Source organism: Thioalkalivibrio sulfidiphilus HL-EbGr7 (assembly GCF_000021985.1).
Taxonomy (GTDB): Bacteria; Pseudomonadota; Gammaproteobacteria; order Ectothiorhodospirales; family Ectothiorhodospiraceae; genus Thioalkalivibrio_A; species Thioalkalivibrio_A sulfidiphilus.
Map to the genome: position 1 here is coordinate 1,625,624 of NC_011901.1, position 13,576 is coordinate 1,639,199.

A 13,576-nucleotide genomic window follows, 5' to 3' on the forward strand; every position below is an offset into this window, starting at 1 on the left:
CCATGAGTGATTCCGTCGTCATCGTCGAGGCCGTGCGAACCCCCGTAGGCAACTTCAACGGTGCCCTGGCGGGCATACCAGCCAGCGAGCTGGGTGCGCGTGTGATCCGTGCGCTGCTGGAGCGAAGCGGTGTGTCCGGGGATCAGATTGGCGAGGTCATCCTGGGACAGGTGCTTCAGGCCGCCGCCGGTCAGAACCCGGCCCGCCAGGCGGCCCTGGCTGCGGGTCTGCCGGTCAGCGTGCCGGCCATGACCATCAACAAGGTCTGCGGCAGCGGTCTGAAGGCGGTGCACCTGGCCTGGCAGGCGGTGCGTTGCGGTGATGCCGAGGTGGTGATTGCCGGCGGCCAGGAGAACATGAGCATGGCCCCCCACGTCCTGCCCGGATCGCGCGTGGGCAAGAAGATGGGTGGCTGGGAGCTGGTGGACACCATGATCACCGACGGCCTCTGGTGCGCCTTCAACAACTGCCACATGGGCAACACCGCCGAGAATATCGCCAAACAGTTCGAGATCGGCCGCGCGGACCAGGATGCCTTCGCTGCCGAGTCCCAGCAGCGCGCGGAACGGGCCCAGAAGGCCGGGGTGTTCCGCGACGAGATCGTGCCGGTGGAGATCCCCCAGCGTAAGGGCGATCCCATCGTGTTCGACACCGACGAGTTCCCCCGTCACGGCACCACGGCACAGACCCTTGCCGGCCTGCGCCCGGCCTTCGACAAGGAAGGCAGCGTGACCCCGGGCAATGCCTCGGGCATCAACGACGGTGCCGCCGTGGTGATGGTGATGAGCGAGTCACGCGCCAAGGCGCTGGGACTCAAGCCCCTGGCGCGCATCGTCTCCTTCGCCGCCACCGGCGTGGACCCGGCGATCATGGGTACCGGGCCGATCCCCGCCACCACCAAATGTCTGGAGCGCGCCGGCTGGAAGCCCTCGGATCTGGACCTGGTGGAGGCCAACGAGGCCTTCGCCGCCCAGGCGATTGCGGTGAACCGTTCCCTGGGCTGGGATCTGTCCAGGGTCAACATCAGCGGCGGTGCCATCGCCCTGGGTCATCCCATCGGCGCCTCGGGGGCGCGGGTGCTGGTCACGCTGCTGCACGGCATGAAGCGCACCGGCGCCCGCAAGGGGCTGGCGACGCTGTGTATCGGTGGCGGACAGGGCGTGGCCATGGCGGTGGAGGGACTGTGACATGTGCGGTGATCTGAAGAACAAAGTGGCCCTGGTGACCGGCGGTACCGGCGGCATCGGCACGGCCATCTGCGCGCGCTTGAGCGACCTGGGCTGCCGGGTGGCCACCACCTACCGCAACCGGGAGAAGGCCGAGGCCTGGCAGGCACAGATGAAACAGAGCGGACACCAGGTGACCATCTACGCCTGTGACGTGGGCGACTATGAAGCCTGCGTGCAGCTGGCCGAGACCATCGAGAAGGATCTGGGGCCCGTGGACATCCTGGTGAACAATGCCGGCATCACCCGGGACACGACCCTCAAGAAGATGACCCCGGGTCACTGGCGGGAGGTGATCTGCGCCGACCTGGACAGCGTGTTCAACATGACCCAGCCGCTGCTGCCGCGCATGGCGGAGCGGGGCTGGGGCCGGGTGATCAACATCTCCTCCATCAATGGCCAGAAGGGCCAGTTCGGCCAGGCCAACTACAGTGCCGCCAAGGCCGGCATGCACGGCTTCACCATGGCGGCGGCCCAGGAGGTGGCCCGCAAGGGGGTCACCGTGAACACCATCTCCCCGGGCTACATCGCCACGGAGATGGTGATGGCCGTGCCGGAGGAGGTCCGGGAGAAGATCATCGCCCAGATCCCCGTGGGGCGGCTGGGACGACCCGAGGAGGTCGCCCATGTGGTAGCCTTTCTCGCTTCCGAGCATGCCGGTTTCATCACCGGCGCCAATTTCGCCGCCAACGGCGGACAGCACATGCACTAGTGTCGTGGCCGGTAAATATCTTGCCATTCAGAGCCCCGCAAAAGCGCCAAGACAAGGCGCACACCGCAGGCAATGGCAAGCCCTTGGCAAGGTGTGCAACGCCGTATCGGCGCTTTTGCGGGGCTCCCTTTGGGCGCGGCTGTGCGGGCATGTGGCGGTGTTAGGCTTGCTTGAAAGGGGAGTGGCCATTCCTGCCCAAGCGTGCCTGGCCACATGCCCGCACAGCCGCGCTGAATGGTAAGATATTTACCGGACACGACACATGGAGAGGACCGGGTGAAACCGCCGCGCATCATCAAGAAGTATCCCAATCGTCGGCTCTACGACACCGAGGAAAGCCGCTACGTGACCCTGGCGGACGTTCAGCAGCTGGTGCGCGGCGGCACGGACATCCAGGTGCTGGACAGCCAGAGTGGCGAGGATATCACCCGCAGCATCCTGATCCAGATCATCACCGACCAGGAGACCGGCAAGGATCCGCTGTTCTCCACCGAGATGCTCACCCGCTTCATCCGCTTCTACGACGACGCGGTCCACGACGCCTTTTCCGGCTACCTGGAACAGAGCATGAAGTTCTTCGCCGATCAGCAGCAGCACTTCAGCCGCCAGATGCAGGAGGCCATGAGCGGCAAGGGCGCCTGGGACGTGGCGGAGATGACCCGCCGCAACCTGCAGTTCTGGCAGGACATGCAGGGGGAATTCCTCAAGGCTGCGGGACTGGGGGGGACACCGAAGGACAAGTCCGGAGGCAAGTGACGCTCAGGCCAGGAGCGCAAGGGCGCAGAGGTTTGCGTAGGAGGCCCGACCCCGGGTCGAACGTGCCTTCAGGTCTCAGCTCATGCCCGTGATGCCCAGCACGGGGTTTACGGCCGTCGTCCCTCAACCATCCTGCCCAAGCCGCTGCAAGGCCGCGCGCGCCTCGGCGTTGTCCGGGTCGAGCGTAAGCGCCCTGCGTAGATCCGCAACCGCCCGTTCCGGCCGATCCAGCGCCAGGTGCGCCAGTCCGCGCTGTACATAGCCCAGGGTACTGCCGGGCGCCTGCGCCAGAAACCGGTCCAGCGACTCGATCCCTTCCTCGACCCTGCCCAGCCGTGTCAGGGCCATACCCCGGCCGAAATAGGCCTCATACAGGGCGGGGTCGATCTCCAGCGCCGCATCGTAGTGCGCGATGGCCTGCGGGTCGTCCCCTTTCAGGTACCAGGCATCGCCGGCCTTGACCCGCAGGTCCCCACGCAGGGGCGTGATGCGGCGCTTGTGTTCGTACTGGCTGATGAGCTGATCCAGTTCCGCCGCGCTTTCCGGGCGAATGGCCGGCCATTGGGCGGTCCCGCGCAGATGATGCAGAGGGTCAATGTGCTCGCCGGCCTGTTCCTGGAGCATGCCGAAGCAGCGCCGGTAGGCGTCGCTCTCGACGACTGACTCATCCATCGGGAAGAACTCCGCATCCAGCCACAGGGATTCCCCCTCCAGTCTGCCCCGGCACTGTTCGTAACGCCGATTACCCGAGGCGTCGAACTGGCGGAAGGCACGCAGCTCACCGTGGTAGGCATGCAGGTTGACCAGGGTGTTCATGGGCGCATTGCGAAACACGGGCAGATAGGCGGCGTAGTAGTCCACCCGTACGCGACCCTCGTCATCGTGGAGGTAGACCTGGATGCTGTGGATGGTCTGCACCTGCGCCGTTTCCCACTGGATGCGGCTCAGCAGGCGTCCCGTGGCCGCGTCGTAGTAGTGCACTTCATGGAAGAAGTCCGGACCTCCCAGGCTGCCCTCGGGGTAGCCGCCCGCACGGGTCTCGGTCCGCACCTCCGTGTCGCGCAGGTGCTGCAGGTGCAGCTGGTAGATCCCGTCGGCAAAACGATTCCATGTGCGTACCGTGTCCGGGTTGGCGCGGATGGCTGGTGTTTCCTGGGCAGCAGCGTTGCTGATGCCGCTCAGCAAGAGGGCGGCGAGACAGGTGAGGGCGAGGGTCGTGTGGACCTTGGGGCTTCGGGGCGCGCAGGCGGGAATGGCTGAAGCAGGGGACATGGGCTGGCCTGTTTCGATGAGTGTCCTCTATTCAACGGGCTGGCCCCCCGGTTTATTCCACGGAGCCAGGAACGGACGGCCAGTTTTTTATATCCGGGGGCTTGACACGGGTGCCCCATGGGCTATATGTTGCAGTGCAACAATGCTGCATTGCAGCATGACAGATCCAAACCTAACACCCGTGGAGGGTAGCGCCATGAAAGAGATGATCGAACTGATGAACAAGATGACCCAGGACGCCTTCGAGAACAGCCGTCGCCTGGCCGAGATCAACCAGAGCGCCATGGAAAAGCTCATGGCCCAGCAGGTGGCCCTGATGGACGCCTGGGTGGAGACCGGCGTGAAGAACCTGGAATTGGTGGGCAAGGCCAAGGGTTACCAGGACGTGGTGGCCGGACAGGCCGAGCTGGCCCGCGAGTACGGCCAGAAGCTGATGGCCGGTGGCAAGTCCTGCGCCGAGGTGCTGACCGAGGCCCGCGAGGCAGCCGTGAAGCTGGTGGACACCGCCATCAAGAGCGCCGGTGAAGACGTCAAGCAGGCCTCTGCCGGCGCCACCAAGCGTGCCGCCTGAAAGTCTGAAGACGCCCGAAAAGGAGGCGAAAACATGGTAAGGCGAGTCGCCCTGGTGACAGGCGGTACCGGTGGCCTCGGCACGGCCATCTGCCGGGAACTCACCCGGCAGGGCTGTCTGGTGGTCGCCAACTACCTGCCATCGCTGGAGACCGAGGCCAGGGCCTGGCAACAGGCCCAGCTGGCCGAGGGCATCGAGGTGGAGATCGAGCCCGGTGACGTGTCCTCCTTCGAGGACGCCCGGGCCATGGTGGCATCGGTGGCAAAACGTATCGGCCCCGTGGACATCCTGGTCAACTGTGCCGGCATCACCCGGGACAAGACCCTGCGCAAGATGAGCGACCAGCAGTGGCGCGAGGTCATGACCACCAACCTGGACAGCGTGTTCAACGTCACCCGCCATGTGATCGACGCCATGGTGGAACGGGGCTTCGGCCGGGTGGTGAACATCTCCTCGGTGAACGGCCAGAAGGGCCAGTTCGGCCAGTGCAACTACGCGGCGGCCAAGGCAGGGATCCACGGCTTCACCATGTCCCTGGCCCAGGAAGTGGCCACCAAGGGCGTGACGGTCAACTCCGTCTCCCCGGGTTACGTGGCCACGGCCATGACCCTTGCCATGCCTGATGAGGTGCGCAACGCGATCGTGGCCCAGGTGCCCATGGGGCGCATGGGAACGCCGGAGGAGATCGCCCACGTGGTGGCCTTCCTGTGCGATCCCCGCGCCGCTTACATCACCGGGGCCAACATCCCCGTCAACGGCGGTTTGTACATGTCCTGATGTGCCAATGACAGGACACCTCCTGCTGGGCCCCATCCGGGGCCCTTTTTTTGGTCCGGGTGAGGCGATAGGCGCAAGGAGAGCGGGGTGAAAGGCGGGGGACATCCCGGGGTTGATATACTCTGCGGCTGAACCATCCATTTCCCGCACCACGCCACAGATCCTCCAGGAGCGCACCCTTGGCCACCTTTGAACTGCATCTCTCCCCCAGCGAAACCTCCCCGGTGATGATCAGGACGGAGGGCGAACTGCCCGAGTACGGCCAGGTCTGGATCTGGGACATGCTCTATGCCCGGGTGATGCACGAACTGGGCGACTGCAGCGAGGCGCGGGAACTGCGCGAGCAGCTGGAGCTCTGGGCGGTCAACATGTCCAGCAAGATCTTCCAGCCCTTTGATCACATCCGCAGCAAGGGGCACCTGGATATCGACCCCAAACTGAAGCTGGGCGAGGTGAGCGGCCCGGCGCAGATGGTCAGGCTGGAGATCCACGGTGCCGCCGGCGAGCTGCCCAGCATCCGCATGGAGGCCGGCGAACTCTCCCGCGCCCTGCGCGCCCGCATCCCGCTGGCGCTGGCGCAGCACTTCATCAACGCCAACGAGCTGTTCGCCAAGGAACTGCCCATCCACATCCTGGCGTTTCGCAAGTACTACTCCGACGTGCGCACCCCGGATGCCGCCGAGAGCCTAGAAGAGGCACCCATGTTCGCCATCCAGAAGGCCCTGGAATACTTCCAGAGCGCCAATCGCGGCACGGTGCAGTAAGGCTGCATGAAGCGGGTGTTCTTCGCCAGCGACCCGGCCGCCGCGGGCTTCATCCAGGGGGTGCTGGAGAACGAGGGCATCCAGTGCATGGTGAAAAACCGGCTGCTGTTCGGTGCCTCCGGTGAACTGCCGCCGACGGAGTGCTGGCCGGAGGTCTGGGTCATGGAAGACGGGGACGAGGACCGTGCCCGGGAGATCATCGAGGCGGTCACGGCGGCGGGAGAAGAAGGCCCCGGCTGGACCTGCCCGGGCTGCGGCGAACAGCTTGACCCGGTCTTCACCCAGTGCTGGAACTGCGGCCGGGAGCGGAGCTGACGTCCTTGCCTGTCTTCAGGATGCTGAGTCAAATGCCTTAACGCGAAGGCGCAAAGACACAAAGTTCGCAAAGGTTTTTTAACAAGAAGATCTTTTTCGCGTCCTTTGCGTCTTTGCGTCTTCGCGTTGAAGCTTTTGCTCCCGCGGCCTCACTCGACCGTTACCTTGCCCTCCAGCCGCACGATCTCGCCCGTGGTGCGGCCGGCGTCGGGGCCGAGGAAATACAGGTAGGGGGCGATGACGCTCTCCGGTTTCGGATTCTTGTTGGGGTTTTCGCCCGGATAGTGCTGCACGCGCATCTGGGTGCGCAGGGGGCCGGAGTCCACGCCGTTGACACGCATGAAGCGCTCGCCCTGGTACTCGGCGGCGAGGATCTTCAGCATCGCCTCCTGGCCCGCCTTGGCCACGCCGAAGGCGCCCCAGTAGGCCTTTGCACTCTCGTGGGCGGAGAACACCACCGCAGGATCCCCGGCCGCCTCCAGCAGCGGCAGCACCGCCCGGGTGAGCAGGAAGGGGGCGTGCAGGTTGGCGGTGATCACCCGTGACCAGAGTTCCACGTCGTAGAGCTTGAGCGGGGTGAAGCCGCCGATCCAGCCGGCGTTGTGCACCAGCCCGTCCAGTCGGCCCAGTTCCTTTTCCACGTTCTGCGCCAGATCCTCGTGGTCCTTGGCGGTGGCGCCTTCCAGGTTCATGGGGTAGATGGCCGGCTGCGTGCCACCCGCCTTCTCGATCTCGTCATAGACCGCCTCCAGGGCACGGATCTCCTTGTCCAGCAGGATCACCGTGGCCCCCAGTCCCGCGCAGGCCAGGGACAGGGCGCGGCCGATGCCCATGCCGGCGCCGGTAACGAGGATCACCCGGTCCCTGAGCAGGTCGGGGGCGGGCTGATAGGCGAGCAGTTCTTCTGGGGTCATGGTTTCGCGTTGCGTCAGAGGAAGTCAGGTGACGGGGTGGCTGGCGAGGATGGCGCGGGCGCATTGTAAGCCATTGATCACCGCCCCTTCGAGGGTGGAGGGCAGGCCGTTCTGCACGTGATCCCCGGCCAGCCACAGGCCGGGCAGGGCCGTGCGCATGGAGGGACGGTGCGCCTCGCAGCCGGCAGCGGCCTGGAAGGTGGCGCGTTTTTCCCGCACCACCCAGGTCTCGCCGGCGGCGGGCCAGTCCGGGTAGAGCAGGGCCAGTTCCGCGGCCACCTGACGGGTCAGGGCGTCGTTGTCCAGCTCCATGTGGGGACCGGGACCCGAGATCACCACTGCCATCACGCCGGGATTGCCGGTGTGCCGGCGGTCGAAGATCCACTGGGCGGTGAGATCCAGCACGCCCACCATGGGCATGGGCAGGCGCACCTCGGGGGGATAGCGCAGGTAGACCGTGCAGATGGGTTCGTGGCCCAGGTGTTCCAGTCCGAGCACCACGTCCTTGAGTCCGGGCAGGCCGGTGCACAGGGCCGCGGTCACCCCGGCGGGGGTGGCCAGCACCACGTGCCGTGCCTCCACGGCCAGATCCCGCATGCGCACCCGCAAGCCGCCGCCATCGAGGGCTTCCAGGGCCGTGACCCGGTGGCCGGTGAGCAGGCGGCTGCCCCGGGCCTCCAGATAACGCCGCGCCGGTTCCGCCAGCACCCGGTCGAGATCCACCCGGGGGATCAGCAGGTCGCAGTGACGGCGATGGCCGGTGAAGGCCAGGTTGAGCACCCGGGTGAACAAGCGCGCCGAGGCCGTTTCCAGCGGGGTATTGAGGGCCGCCAAGCACAGGGGCGCCCAGAGTCCGCGGACCAGGTGCTCGGGCTGGCCGCAGCGCTGCAACAGGGTGGCGACCGTGATGTCCTCGGCCTCGTCCCAGCCCAGCATGCGTCGGATGCCGGGCAGGGCGCCCAGGGTCTCGAAGAAGCCCACACCCCGGGCGGAGAGCAGTCCGCCCAGCAGGTGCAGGGGAGCCGGCAGGTACAGGGTGGACAGGGACAGGCCGCGGTGTTCCGGGGCGCGCATGCTCAGGTCCAGAGGCAGGCGCAGCAGGACCTCGGCCTCCGGGATGTCCAGCGTGCCCAGCAGTTCCAGCATATGGCCGTAGGCGCCCAGCAGGATGTGCTGGCCGTTGTCCAGGGTCTGGTCACCGAGGCTCACGCTGCGCGCCCGCCCGCCGGCCTGGGGCGCGGATTCCAGCACGGTCACCTCGCGGCCTGCCCGGGTCAGCTCCACGGCGGCGGCCAGTCCCGACCAGCCGGCGCCCACCACCACGGTATCCACGGGCCTCATGATGACGCGCCCTTTAGCGGTTTCCGGTGACGCTTTTCACGGCGCTTTTCCTGGCGCGCCGTGCGCCAGGCGATCCACAGCTTGCGGATCGGCGTGAGCCGGATGCGTCGCTCCAGGACCCGGTAGCCATCGGCCTCGATCTCATCCAGCAGGGTCTGGTAGATGGCCGCCATGATGATGCCGCTGCGCTGGGCGGGGCGGTCCACCTCGGGCAGGCGCTCGAAGGCGCGTTTGTAATAGTCCCGTGCCCGCCGGGCCTGGAACTCAAACAGGGACTTGAGGTGCTCCGAGGCCTGTGGCATCTGCAGTTCCCGGGGCTCGACGCCGAAACGGCGCATCTCGTCCATGGGAATGTAGACCCGGCCGCGCAGGGCGTCCTCGTGGACGTCGCGCAGGATGTTGGTGAGCTGGAAGGCCATGCCCAGGTCATGGGCGTAGCGGGTGGTCTGGCGGTCCTGGTAGCCGAAGATCTCCGCGGCCATCAGGCCCACCACCGAGGCCACCCGGTAGCAGTACAGGGACAGCTCCGTGAACGTGGGGTAGGCGTCGTAGTCCAGATCCATCTGCATGCCGTCGATGATCTCCCGGAAATGCTCTTCCGGTAGATTGTAGCGTTCGATGGCCGGCAGCAGGGCCTTGCCCACCGGGTGATTCGGGTTGCCGGCAAACACCCGAGCGATCTCCTCCCGCCACCAGTCCAGTTTTCGGCGCGCGATGTCCGGCTCCTGGCATTCATCCACCACGTCGTCCACCTCTCGGCAGAAGGCGTACAGGGCAGTGATGGCCCGGCGCTGTTGCTCGGGCAGGAACAGGAAGCTGTAGTAAAAGCTGGACCCGCTGCGCGCGGCCTTGTCCTGGCAGTACTGTTCCGGTGTCATGGTGTTCTCGCAGTGGCGATGCGGGCGGCGCGCGCCGGGAACAGGGCACCGCGCAGGATGACGGCGTAATCGGCCAGGCGCAGACGGGGCCGTGAGAACAGGTTCGACTGCTGACGCCTGAGATGCCAGAGCACCCGGGCACCGGCCAGGGTGATGAGGCGAATCTCCAGACCGAAGCGACCCTTGAGCACCCCGCCCAGGGGCGCACCGGAACGCAGCAGCCGATCGGCGCGGGTAAACTGCAGGTGCATGAGGCGCTGCATACTCATGTCGGAGATGGCCTCGGCGATGTGCCGTTCGGTGACGCCAAAGCGGGCCATCTCGTCCTGGGGCAGGTAGATGCGACCCATCTCGTGATAGTCCTGGCTCAGGTCCTGGTAGAAATTGATCAGTTGCAGGCTGGAACAAATCGCATCGGACCAGGCCAGTGAACGCTTGTCCGTGTGACCCACCAGGTGCAGCAGCAGGCGCCCCACCGGGTTGGCGGACAGCCGGCAGTACTGCATCAGTTCGCCGAAGTCCCCATAGCGCTTCTTGTTCACGTCCTGGCGGAAGGCATTGAGCAGATCCTGGAACAGGGCGACAGGAAGCCCATGGCTGCGGATGGCATGGGCCAGGGCCAGGAAGCCAGGATCGTCATCCAGCCGGGACTCCGCGGCGGCCAGCAGCTGCTGCTCCAGTTCATCGAGGGCACGCAGGCGCGCCTCGGCGGGCAGCGAACCCTCGTCGGCCAGGTCATCGGCACGGCGGGCGAACAGGTAGATGGCCGCCACGGGACCGCGCAGCCGGGCCGGCAGCAGGCGGGAGGCCACGGGGAAGTTCTCGTAATGGGCCCGGGCCTTGTCTATACACTGGGCATAGGCCCGGCGGATCTCACGGTCGGGTGGGGCTGGCATTGCGAAGCGGGTGCCGACGCCGCGGCACGGGAACGGGAGGGAAACAATGAGTCAGCATGGGCCTCTGCATGGGGGGCGAGTCTACCACAGGACACCCGGTCTCAAGCTGCGGAGGGCGCCCCATGGATGAACTGGAGATCTACCGCGACACCCTGCTGTACCTGTTCCTGCTGATCGTCGTCACCCTGGTCACGGTGGTGCCCGCGCTCATCGCCCTGCGGCGCATGCGCGCCCGGGCCCGGCGCATGCGCACCGCTGGCAGCCGCCAGGGCTTCGAACCCTGGGCCGGCCAGCAGGTGCTGCTGCTCAAGGAACTGGTGCGCCTCGGCATCATCGAGTCCATCGAGGCGGGCATGGTGTTTCATCCACAGTACCGGGAGGAGGGCGGACGTCGCTGGTGGCTGTTCGATCTGCTGAGCGGCCAGGCCCGCTGGCGGCGCTACCTGCTGCGCGATCGCGCCGCCGGCCCCATGCGCACCGTGGTGCTCATCTACAGCGATATCCTGGATGCGCCCTATCTCATGGCGGAGCCGGAAAATCCCCGCTTTGCCGCCTTCGGTCATCTGGCCGACCGGGTGGAAACGCTCCATGACCTGGTGCCCATGGAACTGCCGCCGGGCGTGCGGCCCGTGCCGGGTCTGCGGCTGCGCACCCATCCCGACGAGAAGGATGAGGCCCTGCGGGTGGTGATGGAGTCAGGCGTGCTGGAGAGCCTGCGGCGCGAGCATGACCTGGCCCTGCGTGCCAGCGCCCGGGCCTTCGCGGTGATCCGTCCCCTCAGTCCCACGGAACCCCGGGAGATCGCCACGCTCCTGGGCAGCGCCGAGGTCCTGATCTCGGAGCTTGAAACCGCAGCCCGCAGACGGGAGAGCTGATGGACATTCCCGGCACGATTCACCCTTGGTCACCCGCCCCACTTTGTGGCTAAATGGTGGCAAACAAGAGAGCTGTCCGACCATCCATGGCGAATCCCCGCCCCAAGCGGCAGACCCTGAGCTTCCGTCCCCTGCAGGAATCCGACTTCGCGGCCCTGCCACGGCTTACCGTGGACGAGGCCGAGGCCGCGCTCGTCTACTGGGAATGCAGCGAGCCCGGCAAGGCCTGTGCAGTGCGTGATCTTTTGCGTTCCCGGCAGGACGTCACCGTGGCGGAGTTACAGGGCCGGGTGGTGGCGCTGGGTGCCCTCTACGAGGTGGAGGAAAGCCGCCAGGGCTACCTGGGTCCGCTGGTGGTGGACCCGGATTTGCGCAACCACGGCGTGGGCAGCGAACTCATGGAGCATCTGCTGGACATCGCCTTTCGCAAGTATCGGCTGCGCGAGGTCCGGGTGCGCCTGCTGGGCGAGAACGAGGATGGCATCATGCTGTGCTCGGAGATGGGCTTCCTGCCCTACAGCAACGAGGAACACCTGGGCTTTGACGGGCGCAGGCACGTGGTCGTGCAGATGCGCATCAATCGCAAGCAACTGGAAGACCTGGACTGATCCGTCCGTATCGCCGCGCCGTGCTCAACGCACAGCGGGATCGGTTTCTAGCCCGCATATCTCACCACCGTTCGTCGCGAGGGCGCTGAGATGCCGCTGTGACGGGGCGCGTGGACCGCAAGACGGCGCTGGCGTAGCCGACACTACGTCAAGCTGGCTGGAGGGAGCACGCCCCGTCACAGCGAGCAGATCGGCGGCCGCAGTAGAAGGGTGGTGAGATATGCGGGCTAGGTGCCTGTCGGACTTAGCCTGCGCCTACTGCGCCGGTGGGAGAGCGGTCCATTTTTCCGATGCTTTTCGTCAAATAGCTACGGCTATTCTTCTCCTCAAACGATCGAAAAAATGGCCCCACTCTCCCACTCGGCTCGTTACGGGCACCTAAGTCCGACAGGCTCCTAGCTTCCGTTGTCCTCTTCCTGGATCGGTGGCCTGGGGGCCTGTTCCAGCGGCACGGGCTCTTCCATCTGCTTCCTTGCCTGGATGCCCAGTTCGGCGAAACGCCGCGCCCCGGGCATGACGCTGCGCTCCAGCGAACCCACCGCCTTGTTGTAGTGGTCCACGCTGCTGCCCAGGCTCTTGCCGATGCGGCCGAGGTGTTCGGTGAACGTGGCCAGGCGCTTGTAGAGTTCCTCGCCCAGCTCGCGGATCTTCTCGGCATTCTCCGCCACCGCCTGCTGGCGCCAGCCGTAGGCCACCGCGCGCAGCAGCGCCACCAGGCTGCTGGGTGTCGCGAGGATCACCCGGTTGGACAGGGCGTCCTCCAGCAGGGCCGGGTCGTGTTCCAGCGCAGCGGACAGGAACTGGTCACCGGGGATGAACAGGATGACGAAGTCCGGCGATTCCTTGAACTGGGTCCAGTAGGCCTTGCTGGAGAGTTCACGCATGCGCTCGCGCAGCTTGCGCGCGTGGGTCTTCAGATGCTGTTCCCGGTGCTTGTCGTCCGGGGCGTCCACCGCCGCCAGGTAGGCATCCAGCGGGGTCTTGGCGTCCACCACCAGTTCACGTGCATCGGGCATGCGCACGATCATGTCCGGGCGCATGGCACCGTCCTCGGTGGCCCGGTGGGTCTGCTCCTGGAAATCGCAGTGCTCCACCATGCCCGCCAGTTCCGCCAGGCGCTTGAGGGTCATCTCGCCCCACTGGCCGCGCACCGTGGGACGTGACAGGGCCCGGGCCAGGTTGTGGGTCTCGTTCTGCAGCCGCTGCTGACCCTCGGCCATGATGCGCAGGTGCTGGGTCAGGGAACCGAAGGCCGACTCCCGGGCCTGCTCCATGGCGCGGATCTGGGCCTCGGTCTTCTCCAGGGTCTCGCGGATGGGTTTAACCAGCCCCTCGAAGGACTTCTCCTTCTGGGTGAGTTCGGCACTGGCCTGCACCTGGAAGGCCTTGAGCTGTTCCTGGGCAAGCCGCAGGAAGGCCTCGTTGTTCTGGTGCAGGGCCTGGTTGGCCATGGCGGAGAAACTGTCGGCCATCTGCCGGCGGGACTCCTCGAAGGCCGCGGCCCGTTCCTCGCCCCGGCGCCGCTCGGCGTCCAGTTCCGCCTGCAGCACCGCCACCAGCCGCTGGGCCCGCAGGTGCGCGATGCCGTAACCGAGCAGCGCACCGGTGGCGAGGGCAATCAGGCTGACGATGATCAGGGTCGTGTCCAAGGTGTTTCCTGTTCAGGGATCA

General features: G+C 66.3%; 15 protein-coding genes. 9 read left to right on the top strand and 6 right to left on the bottom strand.

The genetic code is table 11. The features are described from left to right. Positions 1–2: 2 nt before the first annotated feature. The 3 genes from TGR7_RS07595 (at position 3) to phaR (ending at position 2,694) form a co-directional block, all read left to right on the top strand. Positions 3–1,187, top strand: a complete 1,185-nt coding sequence (locus tag TGR7_RS07595) for an acetyl-CoA C-acetyltransferase (RefSeq protein ID WP_012638081.1) — start codon at positions 3–5, stop codon at positions 1,185–1,187. 1 nt (position 1,188) lies between these two features. Then, a complete protein-coding gene (gene phbB, locus TGR7_RS07600) occupies positions 1,189–1,938 on the top strand; it encodes an acetoacetyl-CoA reductase (RefSeq protein ID WP_012638082.1) in 750 nt (249 codons plus the stop codon). Positions 1,939–2,214: 276 nt separating this feature from the next. Continuing rightward, the gene (gene phaR / locus TGR7_RS07605; protein ID WP_041441246.1) at positions 2,215–2,694 is read left to right on the top strand and encodes a polyhydroxyalkanoate synthesis repressor PhaR; all 480 of its coding nucleotides are present in this window, start codon (positions 2,215–2,217) and stop codon (positions 2,692–2,694) included. Positions 2,695–2,817: 123 nt separating this feature from the next. Here the strand turns inward: phaR and TGR7_RS07610 are convergent, their stop codons facing one another. Further along, the gene (locus TGR7_RS07610; RefSeq protein ID WP_012638084.1) at positions 2,818–3,966 is read right to left on the bottom strand and encodes a tetratricopeptide repeat protein; all 1,149 of its coding nucleotides are present in this window, start codon (positions 3,964–3,966) and stop codon (positions 2,818–2,820) included. A 196-nt stretch (positions 3,967–4,162) separates the two neighbouring features. On the opposite strand from TGR7_RS07610, the gene TGR7_RS07615 reads away from it, so the two are divergent. The 4 genes from TGR7_RS07615 to TGR7_RS07630 all read left to right on the top strand — a co-directional run bounded on the left by TGR7_RS07615 (position 4,163) and on the right by TGR7_RS07630 (position 6,393). After that, entirely contained in the window at positions 4,163–4,537 is a 375-nt protein-coding gene (locus TGR7_RS07615) for a phasin family protein (protein ID WP_012638085.1), read from the top strand. 33 nt (positions 4,538–4,570) lie between these two features. Next, positions 4,571–5,314 (top strand): acetoacetyl-CoA reductase, encoded by a 744-nt coding sequence (gene phbB / locus TGR7_RS07620; protein ID WP_012638086.1) that lies wholly within the window; start codon positions 4,571–4,573, stop codon positions 5,312–5,314. Positions 5,315–5,493: 179 nt separating this feature from the next. Further along, positions 5,494–6,078: a hypothetical protein gene (locus TGR7_RS07625; RefSeq protein ID WP_012638087.1), complete on the top strand. Its 585-nt coding sequence runs from the start codon at positions 5,494–5,496 to the stop codon at positions 6,076–6,078. Positions 6,079–6,084: 6 nt separating this feature from the next. Further along, positions 6,085–6,393 carry a putative signal transducing protein gene (locus tag TGR7_RS07630; RefSeq protein WP_012638088.1) on the top strand — a complete coding sequence of 103 codons (309 nt, stop codon included), beginning with the start codon at positions 6,085–6,087 and terminating at the stop codon, positions 6,391–6,393. A 149-nt stretch (positions 6,394–6,542) separates the two neighbouring features. On the opposite strand, the gene TGR7_RS07635 is transcribed toward TGR7_RS07630, so the two are convergent. Genes TGR7_RS07635 through hpnC form a run of 4 tightly spaced genes read right to left on the bottom strand, consistent with a single transcriptional unit; the run spans position 6,543 to position 10,422 of the window. After that, the gene (locus tag TGR7_RS07635) at positions 6,543–7,307 is read right to left on the bottom strand and encodes an SDR family NAD(P)-dependent oxidoreductase (protein WP_012638089.1); all 765 of its coding nucleotides are present in this window, start codon (positions 7,305–7,307) and stop codon (positions 6,543–6,545) included. Between the two features lie 24 nt (positions 7,308–7,331). Continuing rightward, the gene (hpnE, locus tag TGR7_RS07640; RefSeq protein ID WP_012638090.1) at positions 7,332–8,648 is read right to left on the bottom strand and encodes a hydroxysqualene dehydroxylase HpnE; all 1,317 of its coding nucleotides are present in this window, start codon (positions 8,646–8,648) and stop codon (positions 7,332–7,334) included. Then, positions 8,645–9,526: a presqualene diphosphate synthase HpnD gene (gene hpnD / locus TGR7_RS07645; RefSeq protein WP_012638091.1), complete on the bottom strand. Its 882-nt coding sequence runs from the start codon at positions 9,524–9,526 to the stop codon at positions 8,645–8,647. The genes hpnE and hpnD overlap by 4 nt, the downstream gene beginning before the upstream one ends. After that, a complete protein-coding gene (gene hpnC / locus TGR7_RS07650; RefSeq protein ID WP_012638092.1) occupies positions 9,523–10,422 on the bottom strand; it encodes a squalene synthase HpnC in 900 nt (299 codons plus the stop codon). The genes hpnD and hpnC overlap by 4 nt, the downstream gene beginning before the upstream one ends. A gap of 122 nt (positions 10,423–10,544) precedes the next feature. Here hpnC and TGR7_RS07655 point away from each other — a divergent pair, with 122 nt between their 5' ends. Further along, on the top strand, positions 10,545–11,297 hold the full coding sequence (locus TGR7_RS07655) for a hypothetical protein (RefSeq protein ID WP_012638093.1): 753 nt from the start codon (positions 10,545–10,547) through the stop codon (positions 11,295–11,297). 86 nt (positions 11,298–11,383) lie between these two features. Next, a complete protein-coding gene (locus TGR7_RS07660) occupies positions 11,384–11,905 on the top strand; it encodes a GNAT family N-acetyltransferase (RefSeq protein WP_012638094.1) in 522 nt (173 codons plus the stop codon). A 395-nt stretch (positions 11,906–12,300) separates the two neighbouring features. On the opposite strand, the gene TGR7_RS07665 is transcribed toward TGR7_RS07660, so the two are convergent. Then, complete coding sequence (locus TGR7_RS07665; RefSeq protein WP_012638095.1) at positions 12,301–13,554, bottom strand: DNA recombination protein RmuC; 1,254 nt, start codon at positions 13,552–13,554, stop codon at positions 12,301–12,303. Positions 13,555–13,576 lie beyond the last annotated feature (22 nt).

Coding starts and splice junctions, on each gene's coding strand:
- hpnD (WP_012638091.1), bottom strand. CDS start 9,526: ATGACACCGGAACAGTACTGCCAGGACAAGGCCGCGCGCAGCGGGTCC.
- TGR7_RS07635 (WP_012638089.1), bottom strand. CDS start 7,307: ATGACCCCAGAAGAACTGCTCGCCTATCAGCCCGCCCCCGACCTGCTC.
- TGR7_RS07610 (WP_012638084.1), bottom strand. CDS start 3,966: ATGTCCCCTGCTTCAGCCATTCCCGCCTGCGCGCCCCGAAGCCCCAAG.
- phbB (WP_012638086.1), top strand. CDS start 4,571: ATGGTAAGGCGAGTCGCCCTGGTGACAGGCGGTACCGGTGGCCTCGGC.
- phbB (WP_012638082.1), top strand. CDS start 1,189: ATGTGCGGTGATCTGAAGAACAAAGTGGCCCTGGTGACCGGCGGTACC.
- TGR7_RS07655 (WP_012638093.1), top strand. CDS start 10,545: ATGGATGAACTGGAGATCTACCGCGACACCCTGCTGTACCTGTTCCTG.
- TGR7_RS07615 (WP_012638085.1), top strand. CDS start 4,163: ATGAAAGAGATGATCGAACTGATGAACAAGATGACCCAGGACGCCTTC.
- hpnE (WP_012638090.1), bottom strand. CDS start 8,648: ATGAGGCCCGTGGATACCGTGGTGGTGGGCGCCGGCTGGTCGGGACTG.
- TGR7_RS07595 (WP_012638081.1), top strand. CDS start 3: ATGAGTGATTCCGTCGTCATCGTCGAGGCCGTGCGAACCCCCGTAGGC.
- TGR7_RS07660 (WP_012638094.1), top strand. CDS start 11,384: ATGGCGAATCCCCGCCCCAAGCGGCAGACCCTGAGCTTCCGTCCCCTG.
- hpnC (WP_012638092.1), bottom strand. CDS start 10,422: ATGCCAGCCCCACCCGACCGTGAGATCCGCCGGGCCTATGCCCAGTGT.
- TGR7_RS07630 (WP_012638088.1), top strand. CDS start 6,085: ATGAAGCGGGTGTTCTTCGCCAGCGACCCGGCCGCCGCGGGCTTCATC.